Genomic DNA, 16,802 nt, shown 5'->3' on the forward strand with positions numbered 1-16,802 from the left:
TCTCTCCGCGGAGACAGACCCCTCATCCGGCGCTTCGCGCCACCTTCTCCCACAAGGGGAGAAGGNAGCGAGAGTCGCAACTACTGCCGCAACGCCGCCAGCAATTCATCCGGCGCTTCGGTCATGATCATGTGGCCAGCGCCCGGCACGACGACGGTGCGCGCATTCGGCGTGGCTGCTGCGAGAGTCTTGCCGGCCTTCGCAGGCGTCATCATGTCGCGCTCGCCGAGAATGAAGGTCGCGGGCACCTTGACCTGTGCCGCTGCTGCGAGCGCATTCTGATAGGTGTTGCAGGCGTTGAGGTCGCTGTACAGCACGCCCGGCCGCGTCTGCTGCAGCACGCGTTGCGCGCCCTGATGCATCCACAGTCCCGGTGCGAGGCTGCCGCCGAGTTCGGCCTTGAAGCCGAGGCCCCAGATCGAGACCATGTCGATGGCATCGGGATTATTGACCTCGGCGGCCTTGAGCAGGTCGGGCCCGACCGTCATCGCGGCCGCAGTGCCGATCAGGCTGAGGCCGGAGACCTTGTCGGGATGCCGCGCGGACGTCTCGAGCGCGATCAGCGAGCCCATCGAATGACCGATCAGCTTCGCCTTGGGCGCACCGGCCGTATCGAGCAGCGCGGCGGTCCAGTCGGCCATGTCGGCGATGGTTGGCAGCGGGCTGCCTCCCGAGCGGCCATGTCCGGGCAAATCGGGCGCCAGCACCGAATAGCCGTGATGGGCAAACCAGCGGCTGTGCAGCGCCCAGGTCGAATGATCGAAGCCGGCGCCATGCAGCATCACCACGGCAGGCAGCGACGGATCGAACGGACGGCCGCCGGTCGCAACGAAGGTATCAACGCCATTGACGGGGAGCTGCATGGTTCAAACCTTCTGCGATGCGCGGAGCGCCTGGCCGAGATCGTCGATGATGTCGGACACGGTTTCGATGCCGACCGACAGCCGCACCAGCTCCTCGCCGATCCCCGCGGCCTTGAGCTGATCCGCGTCCATCTGCTGATGCGTGGTGCTGGCGGGGTGGATCACCAGTGTCTTGGCGTCACCGACATTGGCGAGATGGCTGATCATCCGAAGCGATTCAATGAATTTCTTGCCCGCCGCGCGACCGCCCTTGATGCCGAAGCTCACGATTGATCCGGCACCACGCGGCAGCAGCCGCTTGGCGAGCTGATAGTCGGGATGATTTTCCAGCGCCGGATGCAGCACCCAGTCGACGGCCTTGTTCGCGGTCAGCGCTTCCAGCACCGCGAGCGTGTTGCTCATGTGGCGCTCCATGCGCACGCCCAGCGTCTCCACGCCCTGCAGCAGCTGGAATGCGTTGGTCGGCGACAGGCAGGCGCCGAAGTCGCGCAAACCTTCCGTGCGCGCGCGCATGATGAAGGCGGCCTGGCCGAACTGTTCGTCGAAGACGATGCCGTGGTAGCCGGCATAGGGCTCGGTGAGCTGCGGGAATTTGCCTGACGCGTGCCAGTCGAACCGGCCGCCATCGACGATGACGCCGCCGATCGCGATGCCATGGCCGCCGATCCATTTGGTCGCGGAGTTCATCACGATATCAGCGCCGAGCTCGATCGGCCGGCTGAGGAACGGCGTCGCAAAGGTATTATCGATCAGCAGCGGAATTTTGGCGTCGTGCGCGATCTGCGCGACTTCCGGAATGTCGAGAACTTCCAGTCCCGGATTGCCGATGGTCTCGCCGATGACGAGGCGCGTGTTCGGCCTGATCGCAGCTCGGAATTCATCGAGCGCACGCGGCTTGACGAACGTCGTCGTGATGCCGAAGCGCGGCAGCGTGTGGGCCAGCAGGTTGATCGTGCCGCCGTAGAGCGAAGAGGACGCGACGATGTGGTCGCCGGCGTTGAGGATCGTTGCGATGGCGAGATGCATTGCGGCCATGCCGCTCGCCGTGCAGATCGCGCCGACGCCGGCCTCCAGCGCCGCCAGCCGCTCCTCGAGCACGGCGGTCGTTGGATTGGAAATGCGGGTGTAGATGTGCCCGGCGCGCTCCAGGTTGAACAGCGCCGCGGCGTGGTCGGAATCCTGGAACACGTAGGACGTGGTCTGGTAGACCGGAACGGCGCGGGCGCCGGTTGCGGGATCCGGGCGCTGGCCGGCATGCAGGCTCAGGGTCTCGAAGGCAGGCGGCTTGGGTGCGGGCATGCGGGGCTCGTCAAGTCAGCGGTTGGCAGGAAAGTAGTCAGGCTCAGACGTGCACGGCGGTGCGGACGCGGCCGGCATTGCCGAACACGCGCAAGTAACGTTCGATCTCGGACGGCGTGCCGGTGGCCTTCTCGGGATTGTCTGATAGCTTGACCGCCGGCCGTCCATCGACCGACGTCACCTTGCAGACCAGCGAGATCGGATCGAGATCGGCGGACCCGTCAGGCGCGCAGCCGACGAAATCATTGGTGAGGTTGGTGCCCCAGCCGAAGGAGATGCGGACGCGCCCGGCGAAGTGGCGATAGGTCTCCTCGATGGAATCGACATCCATGCCGTCGGAGAACACCAGCAGCTTCTCCCGGGGATCGCGGCCCTTCTGCTTCCACCACTTGATGATGTCCTCGCCGGCTGCGATCGGCGGCGCGCTATCCGGGCGGAAGCCGGTCCAGTCGGCGACCCAGTCCGGCGCGTCGCGCAGGAACGGCTTTGTGCCGAACGCGTCGGGTAGGGCGATCAAGAGGTTGCCGCCGTAGGTATGACGCCATTGATCGAGGATGCGATAGGGCGCCCAGCGCAGCTCCTCGTCGGAATTCGCCAGCGCCGCCGCGACCATCGGCAGTTCATGCGCGTTGGTGCCGATCGCTTCGAGGTCGTTGTCCATCGCCAGCAGCACGTTGGAGGTGCCGGTGAACGATGGGCCAAGACCCTCCTTGACCGCCTCGACGCACCAGCGTTGCCATAGATGGCCGTGGCGGCGACGGGTGCCGAAATCGGAAAGGCGCAGACCTTCGAGCTTGCGCAGCCGTTCGACCTTCGACCACAGCTTGGCCTTGGCGCGCGCATAGAGCACGTCGAGCACGAAGCGTCCCTGGCCCTTGGTCGCCTGCCGCGAGCGCAGCTCGTTCATGATCGCAAGCGCGGGGATTTCCCACATCGTGGTGTGGGTCCACGGCCCGTGGAAGTGCAGCTCGTACTGGCCGTCGACCTTGTTCAACTCGTATTCGGGCAGGCGGAAGTTGGCGAGCCAGTGGATGAAGTCCGGCGAGAACATCTGGGTCTTGCCGTAAAACGTATTACCGGCGAGCCAGATCAGCTCCTTCTTGGTGAAGCGGATGGTGCGCGCATGGTCGAGCTGCGCGCGCAGCTCACCCTCGTCGATGATCTCGGCGAGGCGAACGTGCTTGCTGCGGTTGATGACGGAAAAGGTGACGCGCTGAGCCGGATAGAGATCGCGGATCATCTGCAGCATCAGCAGTTTGTAAAAATCGGTATCCAGCAGGCTGCGCACGATCGGGTCGAGCCGCCAGCCGTGGTTATAGGTTCGGGATGCAATATCGGTAACTGCCATGGCGGAACTCTACCGTGCCGGGGGCCGGCCAACCAGTGGGTTTTGCCCCCAACATGGCAGCTCAGCGCGCATGTTCCCGCCGGATACGGTTAATCGCAGCATGAATATCCTTCCAACCCGGCCTGTCCGGGGCAAATTGTTGCCTGAGATAGACGACGAGTTCAGCGACCTGGCCGTCGGTCAGGCTGTCCCTGAAGGCCGGCATGTAGCCGAGGTCGGTCACGGCTGGCTTGGCGATGCCACGCAGGATGACCTGGATCAGATTGTCAGGCGCGGCGCTATGCAGATTGCTGTTCAGCGCGAGCGACGGCCGGCTGCCGAACAGTGGCGCACCGCCGACCTCGTGGCAGACGGCGCAGGCGCCCTGGTAGATCCGGGCGCCGACGCTGGATGCAGCCGACGCGCGCGTGAGGGTCGAGGCTTCGAGCCTGGCAGCGAGCGCCTCCTGCGTCACGCGATCCATCGGCGCCGCATTGAACGAAGCGAGATAGACCGCCATGGCGCGGATATCGGAATCCGGCAATGCGGCGAGCTCCGCCACCACCGGCGCCATCGGTCCCGCAGCGACGCCGTGAAAGCGGGACTCGCCGGTTCGCAAATAGGCGTAAAGTTCGTCCTCACTCCATGGGATCGGCGCCTGCGACAACGAGGTCAGTGCCGGCGCTTCCCAGCCTTCGGCGAATCCTCCGGCAAGGTGAGCACCAGTCGTTTCCGCGCCGAGCGCATTGCGCGGCGAATGGCAGGCGCTGCAATGGCCGAGGCCTTCGACGAGATAGGCGCCGCGATTCCAAATCTCGGATTTCGCTTGATCGGGCTGGAACACGGCGGGCGTGTGGAACAGCGCATTCCATCCCGCCATCAGCGGGCGAACGTTGAACGGAAACGCCAGTGTATTCGTTGGCGTCTCCGCTCGCACCGCCGGCTGCGCCATCAGATAGGCATAGAGCGCCTGCATGTCGGCGTCGGTGGTCCTGGCGAAATGGGTATAGGGGAACGCGGGATAGAGGTGTCTGCCATCGCGATGGATGCCCTCGCGCATGGCGCGCTCGAAAGCGGGATAGGACCAAGCTCCAATGCCGGTCTCGACATCGGGCGTGATGTTGGTCGAATAGATCGTGCCGAACGGCGTCGGCAGCGGCTTGCCGCCGGCATTAAGAATGCCGTTCGCCGAGGTGTGGCAGACCGCGCAATCGCCGAGTGCGGCGAGTTGCTGGCCGCGAGCGATGGTCGCGGCCGAATAGACCGATGCATCCGGCCGCGCGATCGGTGCGATCACGCGCCAAGGCAGCACGGCTGCGCCGATGCCGATCGCGGCGGCGCACAGGGCCGCGGCCGTTGCAAACATGCCACGCCCAGTGAATGGATTCTGCCACGCGCGCGCGGTGGCTGGTTGGGGCGGTGCGGGCAATGCTTCCGGCGTCGTCTGCGCCTCGCCGCGCAGCCCGCGTAAAATGCGTTCCGGCGTGAACGGCAATTCGCGGAAGCGGACACCGGTGGCGTCATAGATCGCGTTGGCGATCGCTGCCGCGCTGGGCACCGAAGCGGACTCGCCGACGCCGAGCGGCGGCTGGTCCTGACGCGGCAGCATCAGCACGTCGATCTCGGGCAACTCGGGAAACTTGATGATGGGGTAGGCGCCCCATTCGCGCGCCGTTACCGAGGTGCGGTCGAACGACACTTCCTCCATCAGCGCACGGCTGGTCGACTGGATGACATTGCCGTGGATCTGGTGGCGGACGCCGTCCGGGTTGATCATCAGGCCGGAGTCCTGGCCTGCCACGACCCGCGTCACGCTGACGTCGCCGGTCGCCTTGTTCACCGCGACATCGGCGATCCATGCCGACCACGCCGCGCCATAGCCGGGAAACTTGCTGTGCACATAGAGCGCATAGGCAAAGCCGCGCCCGCGCACGATATCGCCTTCGGCCTGCTTGTCCTCGCGAACCGGCCGCGGCTTCCAGCCGGCGCGTTCGGCCACGGCGTTGACGAGATCGACGGCGCGCGGGTCCTTCAGGTAACGCAGGCGATATTCGATCGGATCGACGCAGGCTTCAGCAGCGCATTCGTCGATCCAGGATTCATGCGCAAATGTGTTCGGCAGCGCCGAGACGCCGCGCAGCCACGCGGCGCGCACGATCGGCGGCATGTCGTTCGCCACCACGCGGAGATTCTCGTAATCGTAGGGCGGGATCGCGGTGCGATCGCCCATCTCGAACACGGCGGGCGTGTGCGGGACGGCGCCGGTCAGCAGCAGCGCCAGCGTCGGCGCGCCGTTCGAGGGATAGCGGGTGGCAAAATCATAGCCGGCGACGCTGCCGTCGGCGTTCAGGCCGCCATTGACATCCATCAATTGCGCGGCGCCCTTCGGTTCCCACGCGTGCTCCTGCTCGCGGGTCAACTGCACGCGGACGGGACGGCCGACGGCACGCGATAGCAGCACCGCATCGGCGGAAACGTCATCGGCACAGTTGCGGCCGTAGCAGCCGGCGGCTTCCAGCCGGATCACCTCGATCTCGGCTTCGCGCCGGTGGATCAGCCGGGCCAGATCGGTGCGCAGATGATGCGGGTTCTGCGTGCCGGACCAGACCCGTGTAACATCCTCCTGATAGTCCGCAACCGCACAGGACGGTCCGATCGAGGCGTGCATCTGGTACGGCCAGACATAGGTTCTCGGCATCGGTTTTGCCGCGCCCGCGATCGCCGCCTCGACATCGCCCCTGTCGATCAGCTTGCGCGGCGTTGACGGATTGGCGCGCAGCGCCGTCTCGATATCCTTCAGATCAGGCAGCGTGGGCATCGGCTTCCAGCTCAGCTTGAGCTGCGCGGCAGCCTTGATCGCATTCTCCTCGCGCTCGGCGACGACGCCGACGAAATCGCCGATATGAACGACGGCGACGAGGCCTGGAATATCGCTGACCGAACTTTCGTCGACGGCAATCAGGCTGCTGCCGATGAAGTCGCCGACATCGACGCCGGCATAGGGCGGGCGAACGACACGGCCATGCAGCATGCCGGGGATACGCACGTCGTGGACATAGACCAGTTCGCCGGTGGCCTTTGCGGGCAGGTCGACGCGCGGAACGGATTGGCCGACAATGCTGTAGGAGCCGACGTCCTTCACCGGAACGTCGTCCGCCAGCTCAAGCCGGATGGATTCGCCTGCGATCAGTTCACCATAGCTGACGCTGCGATTGTCCTTGCCGCGGATCAGGCCGTCTTCGATGGCGAGATCCTCGATCGCGAGTTCCAGCCGCGCCGCCGCGCGCGCGACGAGAAACTGCCGCGCCTGCGCCGCGGCCTTCCGCAAGGGCACGGCGGTGATCTGGATCGTCTCGCTCGCGATCGTCGCGCCCTGATTGGGCACCAGCGCGGTGTCACCGAGCACGACGACGACGCGCGCAAAGGACACGTCGAGCTCTTCGGCGACGATCTGGCCGAGCGCGGTGCGGATGCCGGTGCCGAGATCGACATGGCCGTTGTAAGCGGTGACCGATCCGTCTGATGTGATCCTGATGAAAGTCTCGAACTTGACGGCCTCGACCGGCGATGCCGCGCGAACGACGGTGAGCGTGCCTTGCGAACGCTCGGGCGTGTCAGACTTAGCCATCACGCCTGCGCCTCAACGACATGGCCGGCAGCGCGCATCGCGGCGCGCATGATCTCGACATGCGCGCCGCAGCGGCAGAGATGATGGCGCAATGCTTCCAGTACTTCGTCCTCCGATGGGTGAGGGGAGCGCAGCAACAGCGCTTTTGTCGCGATGATCATGCCGTTGAGGCAATAGCCGCATTGCGCGGCCTGCTCGTCGATGAAGGCCTGTTGCACCGGATCAGGATGCTCGCGCGTGCCGAGACCTTCGAGCGTCACGATGTCGCGGCCGACGCAGCCTTCGATCGGGATCACGCAGGAGCGCGCGGCGACACCGTCAATCAGCACGGCGCACGCGCCGCATTCGCCGAGGCCGCAACCATATTTCGGTCCGTTCAATTCGAGGTCGTTGCGGAGCACGTAAAGCAATGCGGTGTCCGGAGCGGCGCCGACATCGTACGCTTTGCCGTTGACGGTCAGCCGCATCGTGCTCTGCGTCATGCTCCCCCAAATCCTCGTTGCGCTGCAAAAGCCCGCACTGGATGCTTCGCGAAAGATACCGTTTGTATACAAACGTGCAAGCCGTGCGGTCCCGCGCTGCAGCGCGTTGCTCGCTTTATGAACAAAGGGGCGAGGCAAATGCGGTATTATACGGCAACTGCGCTTTTCGACCGCGATGGCCGCTTGACAGCGTTCCGGTCCGCGCGCAACATCATTCGTATACGAACAAATGGTCGGGCCCGCGCAAACGCGGCTATGATCGGCGCCTCGAACGAGCAGGCTTGTTCATGACTGATGCGACCGTCGCCGCCGGCGACAAGATCCGCTGCGATGCCTGTCCGGTGATGTGCTACATCAAGCCGGGCGCGGCAGGCGCGTGCGATCGTTATGCCAATCAGAATGGCGAACTGGTGCGCGTCGATCCGCACATCGTGCTGGAGCGAACGGTATCGCATGGTGGACGGCTGGTGCCGTTCCAGGCCGGCGGTGACTGGGACGGCAAGCTCGTCCACGAGCCCAGCGTGTTCGTCACCGCGATCGGCGCCGGCACGACCTATCCCGATTACAAGCCCGCGCCCTTCATCGTGTCCTCGGAAGTCGAAGGTGTCGACATGGTCACGGTCGTGACCGAAGGCATTTTCAGCTATTGCGGCGTCAAGGTGAAGATCGACACCGATCGCTATCTCGGCCCCGAGACGGCAGCCGTTCGGGCGGAGGGCGAGGCGATCGGTCATGTCACGACCAGCGAATACGGCTCGCAGATGCTGTCGCTTGGTGGCGTGCATCATCTGACCGGTGGCTCCAAGAAGGAGGGGCGCGTCACCTGCGATGCGCTGATGGATCTTTCCAACTGCAAGCCGGTGGAACTGACGATCGACGGCGGCGCCACGGTCGTGGTGCAGGCCGGACGACCGCCGATCGTCAATGGCATCGCTGAAGAGCGCATGCGGGTGGGGTGCGGTTCGGCAACCATCGGCATGTTCGCCAAGCAATGGCACGGCAAGGTCGATGAGGTCGTGGTTGTCGATGACCACATTACCGGCGTGCTCTCGGAACATCAGGCCGGCAAGCTGCTCGATATTCCCGATACCGGGATCAAGATGAAGGGCCGGCGCTCGACGCCCGGCCGTTATTTCCAGGTCGCCGATCCCGGGACGGGATGGGGTGGCACCAATATTTCCGATCCGCTGTCGGTGCTGGGGCCGTTCAATCCGAAGGAGGCGCGGCCGGGCCTCACCATGCTCATGGTGTCGACGACCGGCGAGCACGCGGCCTATTACGAACTGGACGAGGCGCTACGGCCGATTGAGAAGCAAATGCCGCCGGATCTGCAGTTCTCGGTGGAACGCATCCAGGAAAATTGCGAGCCGGCACTGTGTACGGTGCTGTTCATGGGCGGCGCGGGTGGCTCGCTGCGGGCCGGTGTCACCGATAACCCGGTGCGGCTGACGCGGTCGGTAAAGGACGCGCTGACGCGGGTCACCAGCGGCGGCGCGCCAGTTTATGTCTGGCCCGGCGGCGGTATTACCTTCATGGTCGACGTCACGCAGATGCCGGCAGGTGCCTTCGGTTATGTGCCGACGCCGGCGCTGGTGGCGCCGATCGAGTTCACGCTGAAACTGTCCGACTACGCGGCGCTCGGAGGCCACATGGATCATGTCCGTCCGCTGGCGTCGTTGCGGGACAACAGCGATTTCCGCCCGATGCCCTTTATCCCCGGACGGCGCGCATGAAACGGCTCCCGCAAATCGCGCTTCTTCCCGACGGCAAGCGGCTGCATTTGCAGGATGGTCCGATCGATCTCATCATCGAGGCGAAGGGAAGTGAAGGCGATATCCGCGCCGCTTACGAGGGGGCGGCACGGCGCTTCACCGGGCTGCTGGACGAGCTGTGCGGAGAGTTGGTCGAACTGAGGAAGGCCGCCGATCCGGTCCGATGCACGCTGAGCGGGGCTGTCGCACGACGCATGCATGCTGCAGTAGCCCCGTTTGCGGCCGGAGAATTCATCACGCCGATGGCAGCGGTGGCGGGCAGCGTCGCGGAGGAGATTCTTGGCGCGATGCTGCGTGTTTCCCGACTGGGCCGCGCTTACGTCAATAATGGCGGCGACATAGCGCTGCATCTCGCTGATGGCGAGGAGTTCGCTATCGGACTGATGGACCGCCCCGATCGTCAGGGCGTGGTGCAAACAATGAACCTTGATGCCGACGATCCCGTGCGCGGCATTGCGACCAGCGGGCGTCACGGCCGCAGTTTTTCGCTCGGCATTGCCGACGCCGTCACCGTGCTGGCGCGAACCGCGTCGCAAGCCGATGCGGCGGCAACCATCATCGCTAATGCCGTCGATCTGCCAGGCCATCCCGCCATTACCCGTTGCCCGGCGAACGAACTGCAGCCGGACAGCGATCTTGGCGGGCGTCTCGTTACCCGCGATGTCGGCGAACTCCTGGAAAACGAAGTCGATGACGCGCTGCGGGCAGGGGCGAGCCGGGCGCAACAATTGCTTGTGGCGGGATTGATCGAAGGTGCGGCCTTGCGTCTACTTGGCGAGACCGTTGTAGTCGGTGCAACAGGGATCAGAACACAGGCGTTGCCGGCGTTTCATCGAAGCGCGATAGCAAGAGTGGCGCATGGTTGATCGGGAGCGAGGCGAGTAAAATGAGCGCGATCATTCGCAAGATCGTCACGGTGGTCGAGGAAACCCATCTGGAGATGGGGCAGAAGGTTGCGCCGCCGACCCGGCGGGCCGCCGCGATTGCCGTGATCGAGAATCCGCTTGCAGGCCGGTACGTCGAGGATCTCTCGCCGCTGATCGAAATCGGCGAGGAACTCGGCGACCTGCTTTCGAAAAGAGCGGTGGCAGCACTCGGCATCGACGGCGCCAAGGCACACAGCTACGGCAAGGCCGCGGCGGTCGGCGAGAACGGCGAGCTCGAGCATGCGGCCGCAATCCTGCATCCGAAGATGGGCGCGCCGGTGCGGAAGGTCCTGAGCAAGGGCGCGGCGCTGATCCCGTCGTCGAAGAAACGTAGTGGCCCCGGAACCACGCTGGACATTCCGCTCGGCCACAAGGATGCAGCCTTCGTGCGCAGCCATTTCGACGGCATGGAAGTGCAGATCAACGATGCGCCGCGCGCCAACGAGATCATGGTCGCGGTCGCAGTCACTGACAGCGGCAGGCCGTTGCCGCGCGTCGGCGGACTGACGGTTTCGGAAGTCAAAGGCGAAGACGGTTTGAGATAGTTTCACAGGACATTGGAGGTAGGGATGCGACGGAGACACTTACTGGGCGCGGGCCTGGCGATCGCCGTTGCCGGCATGGCTGGCAACGCAATGGCGCAGAGCGAGATCAAGATCGGCGAGATCAACAGCTATTCGCTGTTGCCGGCCTTCACCGAGCCCTATCGCAAGGGCTGGCAGCTCGCGGTCGAAGAGATCAATGCCGCGGGCGGCATCAACGGCAAGAAGCTCGTCGTCGTCTCCAAGGATGACGGCGGCAAGCCCGCGGATGCGACGACGGCCGCCAACGAACTGGTGTCGAGCGAAAACGTCGCGATGCTGACGGGCACGTTCCTGTCCAATATCGGTCTCGCCGTCTCCGACTTCGCCAACCAGAAGAAGGTGTTCTTCCTGGCGGCCGAGCCGCTGACCGACGCCATCACCTGGTCGAAGGGCAATCGCTACACGTTCCGCCTGCGTCCCTCGAACTACATGCAGGCCGCGATGCTGGTGGAAGAGGCTGCCAAGTTGCCTGCAAAACGCTGGGCGACGATTGCGCCGAACTATGAATATGGCCAGTCGGCGGTTGCGGTGTTCAAGAAGCTGATGTCGGAGAAACGTCCTGACATCCAGTGGGTCGACGAGCAGTGGCCGCCGCAGGGCAAGATCGACGCCGGTCCGGTGGTGCAGGCGGTTGCCGCCGCCAATCCGGAAGCCATCCTCAACGTCACTTTCGGTGCCGATCTCGTCAAGCTCGTGCGCGAAGGCAATACCCGCGGCCTGTTCAAGAACCGCTCGGTGGTCTCCTTCCTGACCGGCGAGCCGGAATACCTCGACCCGCTGAAGGACGAGACGCCGGAAGGGTGGATCGTCACCGGATATCCCTGGTACGACATCAAGACGCCGGATCATGACAAGTTCCTGAAAGCGTATCAGGCCAAGTTCAACGACTATCCGCGCCTCGGCTCGATTGTCGGCTACCAGACCATCAAGGCGGCTGCGGCGATCCTGGCGAAGGCCAACTCGACCGACCCGGAGAAGCTGATCGCTGCGACCGAAGACCTGTCGATGCCGTCGCCATTTGGCGAGATCACCTTCCGCAAGATCGACCACCAGTCGACGCTTGGCGCCTTCGTCGGCAAGACCGCGCTGAAGGACGGCAAGGGCTTGATGGTTGGTTCGGTCTATCGCAAGGGGGCGGATTATCTCCCGGGCGACGCCGAAGTGGCAAAGCTGCGTCCGAAGGATTGAGAGTGCTTCTCCCTCGCCCCGCGCTTGCGGGGAGAGGGGCGGGGTGAGGGGCTATCTCCACGAGTCGGACTCGCAGAGACAGTCGCTCACCACTATCCAGGGCCTCATGGTTCGAGACGCGCGGCGTTGCCGCACTCCTCACCATGAGGGATTACCAGACCCTCATCCTGAGGAGGCGCGAAGCGCCGTCTCGAAGGATGAAGGCCCCGATCTTTCACCAACGCCGGACCGCCCATGGCCTTCTACTTCGTTCAGTTCCTGACCGGTCTCGCCAGCGCGGCGTCGCTGTTCCTGGTCGCGTCGGGCCTGTCGATCATTTTCGGCGTGACGCGGATCGTGAACTTTGCGCATGGCGCGTTCTACATGCTCGGCGCCTATGTCGCGTTCACGCTGACCGAGCGCTTCTCCGGCGCGCTCGGATTCTGGGGCGGGATCGTCGCGGCGGCGCTGGTCGTGGCCGTCGTCGGCGTGCTGGTCGAGATGGTGCTGCTGCGGCGGATCTATCATGCGCCGGAACTCTTCCAGTTGCTGGCGACGTTCGGCCTCACTTTGATGGTTCAGGATATCGTGGTGATGATCTGGGGGCCGGACGATCTGCTCGGCCGCCGCGCGCCCGGCTTCAAGGGCGCGGTCGATTTCTTCGGCCAGAACATCCCGAGTTATGACCTGTTCCTGATCGCCCTCAGTCCGGTCGTGCTCGGCATTCTCTGGCTGTTGTTCCAGCGCACGCGCTGGGGCGTGCTGGTGCGCGCGGCGACGCAGGATCGCGACATGGTGGCGGCGCTCGGCGTCAATCAGAAATGGCTGTTCACCAGCGTGTTTGCGCTCGGCGTGTTTCTCGCCGCACTCGGCGGCGCACTGCAGATCCCGCGCGATGCCGTGCACCATGCACTCGACCTGCGCATCATCGTCGAGGTGTTCGTGGTCGTGGTGATCGGCGGGCTCGGCAGCATCATCGGCGCCTTCGTCGCCGCCGTGCTGGTCTCCGAACTCAACGCGTTCGGCATTCTCATTTTCCCGAAGATCTCCATCATCCTGGTGTTCCTGGTGATGGCGGTGGTGCTGATCGTGCGTCCCTGGGGCCTGTTCGGCAAGCCGGAAGCGGCGGCGCGCCGCACGCCGGGGCTAACCGTCAATCCGTGGCGGCCGCTGAACTCGGCTGAGCGGTTGATGTCGGTCGGCGCGCTGGCGCTTGCGGCCATGCTGCCGCTGTTCGCCGGCAACTACGCGCTCACCGTCGGTTCGGAAATCGCGATCTTCGTGATCTTCGCCGCAAGCCTGCATTTCCTGATGTCGGTCGGCGGGCTCGCCTCGTTCGGCCACGCCGCCTATTTCGGGCTCGGCGCCTATGGCGTCGCGTTCCTCGCCAAGGCGGCGGGGCTGCCGATGATCGTATCGCTGCTGCTCGGTCCGGTGCTGGGCCTGTTGGGCGCCGCGGTGTTCGGATTCTTCGCCGTGCAACTCTCCGGCGTCTATTTCGCCATGCTGACGCTGGCCTTTGCGCAGATCGTCTGGTCGATCGCGTTCCAATGGGTGGCGGTAACCGGGGGCGACAACGGCATTTTGGGTGTCTGGCCGGATAAGTGGGCGGCGGGCCCGGCCGCCTTCTACTGGCTATCGCTTGCAATCGCCGCGGTCGCCGTCACCGTGCTGCGGGTGATCGTATTCTCGCCGTTCGGCTTTGCACTGCGCGCGACGCGGGATTCGCCGCTGCGCAGCGAGGCGATCGGCATCAACGGCAAGCGCGTGCAATGGACCGCGTTCGTCATATCGGGCACGGTCGCGGGCATCGGCGGCGCGTTGTTCGCCTATCTCAAGGGGAGCGTCTTCCCCGATAGCCTTGGCATCTCGCTGTCGGTTGACGCGCTGGTCATGGTGCTGCTCGGCGGCGTGGAGACGGTTTCCGGGGCTGTCATCGGCGCCATCGTGTTCAAGGCGGCGAATATCTGGCTGGTCAGCCAGACCGATCTCTCGAAACTGGTGCTGGGCGGCTTCATCGTCTTGATGGTGGTGGCATTCCCGAAGGGCATCGTCGGCACGCTGGAGACGATCTGGAATCGCCGCCGATCCACCGATACGAAGTCCGCGCTCGCCACCTCCCGCGTGGAGGTCGCCGAATGAGCATGGTCCCGACATTGCTGAAGGTCGAAGGCTTGAGCAAATCCTATGGCGGCGTCCATGCTGTGCGCAGCGTGTCGTTTGAATTGCGCGCCGGCGAAATCCTGGCGCTGATCGGGCCCAACGGCGCAGGCAAAAGCACCTGCTTCGACATGCTCAACGGCCAGAACACGCCGGACAGCGGCCGCATCACGCTGTTGGGCGAAGATACGATCGGGCGCAAGCCGCGCGCGGTCTGGCGGCTCGGCGTCGGCCGCACGTTCCAGATCACCGCGACGTTCCCGACCATGACCGTGCGCGAGAATGTGCAGGTCGCGCTGGTGTCGTATGGCAGGCAATTGTTCAATCTCTGGGGCTCGACCGCGCAGTTCGCGCGCGACGAAGCGGGGCGGCTGCTCGACCTCGTCGGCATGGGCGCCTATGCCGAGCGGCCCTGCGGCGAGCTCGCCTATGGCGACCTCAAGCGGCTGGAGCTTGCCATCGCGCTCGCCAACCAGCCCCGGCTGCTGCTGATGGACGAGCCGACCGCCGGCATGGCGCCGCGCGAGCGGATCGAATTGATGCGGCTCACCGCGCGCATCGCCCGCGAACAGTCGATCGGCGTGCTCTTCACCGAGCACGACATGGACGTGGTGTTCGAGCATGCCGACCGCATCCTCGTCCTGAACCGCGGCAGCCTGATTGCGGAAGGCTCGCCTGAGGAAGTTCGCGGCAATCCGCAGGTGCGTGCGATCTATCTCGGCGAAGGCCTGGTCTATGACGCGCGTCACCGCGAAGGAGCCGGCGCATGAAGCTGCAGGTCGCCGATCTCAACAGCTTCTACGGCCCGGCGCATATCCTGTTCGATATCGCGCTCGAGGTCGGCGAGGGCGAAGTGGTGGCTTTGCTCGGCCGCAACGGCGCCGGCAAGTCGACCACCTTCCGCTCCATCGTCGGCCTGGTCGAGAACCGCTCGGGCCGGATCATGTTCGAAGGCAAGGACGTCTCGCGCGAGCCGACGCATGCGATCGTGCGTGGCGGGCTCGGCTATGTGCCGGAAGAGCGGCGCATCTTTACGGATCTCACGGTCGAGGAAAACCTCGAAGTCGGCCGGCAACCGAAGCGGCCGAATGCGCCATTCTGGACGCGCGAAAAACTTTTCACGCTGTTTCCGAATCTTGGCGAGATGCGCAACCGCCCAGGTGGGCGCATGAGCGGCGGCGAGCAGCAGATGCTGACGATCGCGCGGACGCTGATGGGCAATCCGTCGCTGGTGCTGCTCGACGAGCCCTCGGAGGGCCTGTCGCCGAAAATCGTCGAGCAGATGGTCGACGCCATCCTGGCGATGAAGAAGGAAGGCGTCAGCATCGTCGTCTCCGAGCAGAACCTGCATTTTGCGCGGCTGATCTCGGACCGCGCCTACATCATCGAACGCGGCAAGATCTGCTTCGGCGGCATGATGGCTGAACTCGACGCGCGGCCCGACATCCGCGACGCGCATCTGTCGTTGTGATCGGCGAAAGGAAGGGGCGGGGGACGCAGATGGGAAGGAGTGTTTCGCCGAAACGAGCGGTCAAGCCGGCGCGGCCGTCCTACATTCTCGACGAGCAGATCGGCTTCATCCTGCGCCAGGTCTGGCAGCGCCATGCCACCATCTTCGCCCGCGAGATCGGCATCAATCTGACGCCGACGCAATGGGCGGCCGTCTCGAAGCTCGTCGAGACCGGGCCGTGCTCGCAGAATCTACTTGGACGACTGACGGCGATGGATGTCGCGACCATCAAGGGCGTGATCGACCGCCTCACCGCGCGGGGCCTGACCGAGACCAGCCCGGACCCCGAGGACGGCCGCCGCCTGCTCGTGAGCCTCACGCGTGCCGGCCAGCAACTGGCCGAAAAGGCCGCGCCGAACGCGCTGGCGATCTCCAGGGAAACGTTGGCGCCGCTGGACGCCAAGGAGCGCGAGACGCTGATTGCGCTGCTCGACAGACTGCGTTGAGGGCCCTGTCCGGGCGTATACTCATAAAGCCTGCGCCTGCATCGCTGATAAAGGGCACCTTGTAGTTTGTTATCATCGCTAGCTCAGCAGTGTACCGCCATCCTTTTCGGCCAAGTCACCTTTTTTTTTCCGCCCTTGGCGAAGCCAGCGACGCCGCCGGAGAATGACTGCCAGTTCACAGTTTTTGCTGGCTTGTAAAGTCGCTGAAGGACGCGCAGTCTAGTCTGCGCGGGGCCCTCTCCCGGTAGTCTGGGCCTGATGATGCTCTCGATTGCGCGGCATCAAATCATGATTCGGAACGGACTTTATCTAGCTGAGACAAGGTTTCTGGACGGCGTGGAAGCCTACAACCGACATGTCATGGTGCTGCACGATGGCACGATGCACGGAGGCGGAGGATTCTACTATACCGTCGGAAGCTACACCTGTTCTGGCGACAAGTGGAAAGGTGAAATGACGAGCCGAGAGCATTCGCCTATTTCTGGTACGTATCCATGGGCACGAAAGGTTCTTACCATTGGATTTACCGGGACCTATTGGGATGACGGTGCCGAGTTCGAAGCCACGGCACTAGCTGGCAAGCAATCCTTTCGATTCAAATCCGTCTACCGGTTGCTCTTCGCAGGTTGAAAGAGTTG

At 64.4% G+C, this 16,802-nt stretch carries 14 protein-coding genes; 9 read left to right on the forward strand and 5 right to left on the reverse strand.

Going from position 1 to position 16,802, the window contains the following annotated elements; genetic code table 11:
* Positions 1-80: 80 nt before the first annotated feature.
* From CQ14_RS18580 to CQ14_RS18600, 5 genes are all read right to left on the reverse strand, one after another.
* Complete coding sequence (locus CQ14_RS18580; protein ID WP_057859280.1) at positions 81-863, reverse strand: alpha/beta fold hydrolase; 783 nt, start codon at positions 861-863, stop codon at positions 81-83.
* Positions 864-866: 3 nt separating this feature from the next.
* Complete coding sequence (locus tag CQ14_RS18585; protein ID WP_057859281.1) at positions 867-2,162, reverse strand: O-acetylhomoserine aminocarboxypropyltransferase; 1,296 nt, start codon at positions 2,160-2,162, stop codon at positions 867-869.
* A 43-nt stretch (positions 2,163-2,205) separates the two neighbouring features.
* Positions 2,206-3,510: a nicotinate phosphoribosyltransferase gene (gene pncB / locus CQ14_RS18590; protein WP_057859282.1), complete on the reverse strand. Its 1,305-nt coding sequence runs from the start codon at positions 3,508-3,510 to the stop codon at positions 2,206-2,208.
* Between the two features lie 61 nt (positions 3,511-3,571).
* Positions 3,572-7,117, reverse strand: coding sequence for a molybdopterin cofactor-binding domain-containing protein (locus CQ14_RS18595; protein ID WP_057859283.1), 3,546 nt, complete (start codon positions 7,115-7,117; stop codon positions 3,572-3,574).
* Positions 7,117-7,599 (reverse strand): (2Fe-2S)-binding protein, encoded by a 483-nt coding sequence (locus CQ14_RS18600; RefSeq protein ID WP_057859284.1) that lies wholly within the window; start codon positions 7,597-7,599, stop codon positions 7,117-7,119. The genes CQ14_RS18595 and CQ14_RS18600 overlap by 1 nt, the downstream gene beginning before the upstream one ends.
* Positions 7,600-7,886: 287 nt before the next feature.
* Between CQ14_RS18600 and CQ14_RS18605 the strand changes: the two genes are divergently transcribed.
* The 9 genes from CQ14_RS18605 to CQ14_RS42360 all read left to right on the forward strand — a co-directional run bounded on the left by CQ14_RS18605 (position 7,887) and on the right by CQ14_RS42360 (position 16,794).
* Positions 7,887-9,332, forward strand: coding sequence for a hypothetical protein (locus CQ14_RS18605; RefSeq protein WP_057859414.1), 1,446 nt, complete (start codon positions 7,887-7,889; stop codon positions 9,330-9,332).
* Positions 9,329-10,237 carry a UPF0280 family protein gene (locus CQ14_RS18610; protein ID WP_057859285.1) on the forward strand — a complete coding sequence of 303 codons (909 nt, stop codon included), beginning with the start codon at positions 9,329-9,331 and terminating at the stop codon, positions 10,235-10,237. Before CQ14_RS18605 ends, CQ14_RS18610 begins: the two co-directional genes overlap by 4 nt.
* Before the next feature lie 20 nt (positions 10,238-10,257).
* A complete protein-coding gene (locus tag CQ14_RS18615) occupies positions 10,258-10,842 on the forward strand; it encodes an amino acid synthesis family protein (RefSeq protein ID WP_057859286.1) in 585 nt (194 codons plus the stop codon).
* 24 nt (positions 10,843-10,866) lie between these two features.
* Complete coding sequence (locus tag CQ14_RS18620) at positions 10,867-12,069, forward strand: ABC transporter substrate-binding protein (RefSeq protein ID WP_057859287.1); 1,203 nt, start codon at positions 10,867-10,869, stop codon at positions 12,067-12,069.
* Positions 12,070-12,303: 234 nt separating this feature from the next.
* A complete protein-coding gene (locus tag CQ14_RS18625) occupies positions 12,304-14,190 on the forward strand; it encodes an ABC transporter permease (protein WP_057859288.1) in 1,887 nt (628 codons plus the stop codon).
* A complete protein-coding gene (locus CQ14_RS18630) occupies positions 14,187-14,978 on the forward strand; it encodes an ABC transporter ATP-binding protein (RefSeq protein WP_057859289.1) in 792 nt (263 codons plus the stop codon). The genes CQ14_RS18625 and CQ14_RS18630 overlap by 4 nt, the downstream gene beginning before the upstream one ends.
* Complete coding sequence (locus CQ14_RS18635; RefSeq protein WP_057859290.1) at positions 14,975-15,679, forward strand: ABC transporter ATP-binding protein; 705 nt, start codon at positions 14,975-14,977, stop codon at positions 15,677-15,679. The genes CQ14_RS18630 and CQ14_RS18635 overlap by 4 nt, the downstream gene beginning before the upstream one ends.
* Positions 15,680-15,708: 29 nt before the next feature.
* Entirely contained in the window at positions 15,709-16,164 is a 456-nt protein-coding gene (locus CQ14_RS18640; protein WP_057859291.1) for a MarR family winged helix-turn-helix transcriptional regulator, read from the forward strand.
* A gap of 258 nt (positions 16,165-16,422) precedes the next feature.
* Positions 16,423-16,794, forward strand: coding sequence for a hypothetical protein (locus CQ14_RS42360; protein WP_245320397.1), 372 nt, complete (start codon positions 16,423-16,425; stop codon positions 16,792-16,794).
* The last annotated feature ends 8 nt before the right edge of the window (positions 16,795-16,802 follow it).

The organism is Bradyrhizobium lablabi, assembly GCF_001440475.1.
In the GTDB taxonomy this organism is placed as follows: Bacteria; Pseudomonadota; Alphaproteobacteria; order Rhizobiales; family Xanthobacteraceae; genus Bradyrhizobium; species Bradyrhizobium lablabi.

Coding starts and splice junctions, on each gene's coding strand:
- CQ14_RS18595 (WP_057859283.1), bottom strand. CDS start 7,117: ATGGCTAAGTCTGACACGCCCGAGCGTTCGCAAGGCACGCTCACCGTC.
- CQ14_RS18600 (WP_057859284.1), bottom strand. CDS start 7,599: ATGACGCAGAGCACGATGCGGCTGACCGTCAACGGCAAAGCGTACGAT.
- CQ14_RS42360 (WP_245320397.1), top strand. CDS start 16,423: ATGATGCTCTCGATTGCGCGGCATCAAATCATGATTCGGAACGGACTT.
- CQ14_RS18630 (WP_057859289.1), top strand. CDS start 14,187: ATGAGCATGGTCCCGACATTGCTGAAGGTCGAAGGCTTGAGCAAATCC.
- CQ14_RS18625 (WP_057859288.1), top strand. CDS start 12,304: ATGGCCTTCTACTTCGTTCAGTTCCTGACCGGTCTCGCCAGCGCGGCG.
- CQ14_RS18635 (WP_057859290.1), top strand. CDS start 14,975: ATGAAGCTGCAGGTCGCCGATCTCAACAGCTTCTACGGCCCGGCGCAT.
- CQ14_RS18610 (WP_057859285.1), top strand. CDS start 9,329: ATGAAACGGCTCCCGCAAATCGCGCTTCTTCCCGACGGCAAGCGGCTG.
- CQ14_RS18620 (WP_057859287.1), top strand. CDS start 10,867: ATGCGACGGAGACACTTACTGGGCGCGGGCCTGGCGATCGCCGTTGCC.
- CQ14_RS18605 (WP_057859414.1), top strand. CDS start 7,887: ATGACTGATGCGACCGTCGCCGCCGGCGACAAGATCCGCTGCGATGCC.
- CQ14_RS18640 (WP_057859291.1), top strand. CDS start 15,709: ATGGGAAGGAGTGTTTCGCCGAAACGAGCGGTCAAGCCGGCGCGGCCG.
- CQ14_RS18585 (WP_057859281.1), bottom strand. CDS start 2,162: ATGCCCGCACCCAAGCCGCCTGCCTTCGAGACCCTGAGCCTGCATGCC.
- CQ14_RS18615 (WP_057859286.1), top strand. CDS start 10,258: ATGAGCGCGATCATTCGCAAGATCGTCACGGTGGTCGAGGAAACCCAT.
- pncB (WP_057859282.1), bottom strand. CDS start 3,510: ATGGCAGTTACCGATATTGCATCCCGAACCTATAACCACGGCTGGCGG.
- CQ14_RS18580 (WP_057859280.1), bottom strand. CDS start 863: ATGCAGCTCCCCGTCAATGGCGTTGATACCTTCGTTGCGACCGGCGGC.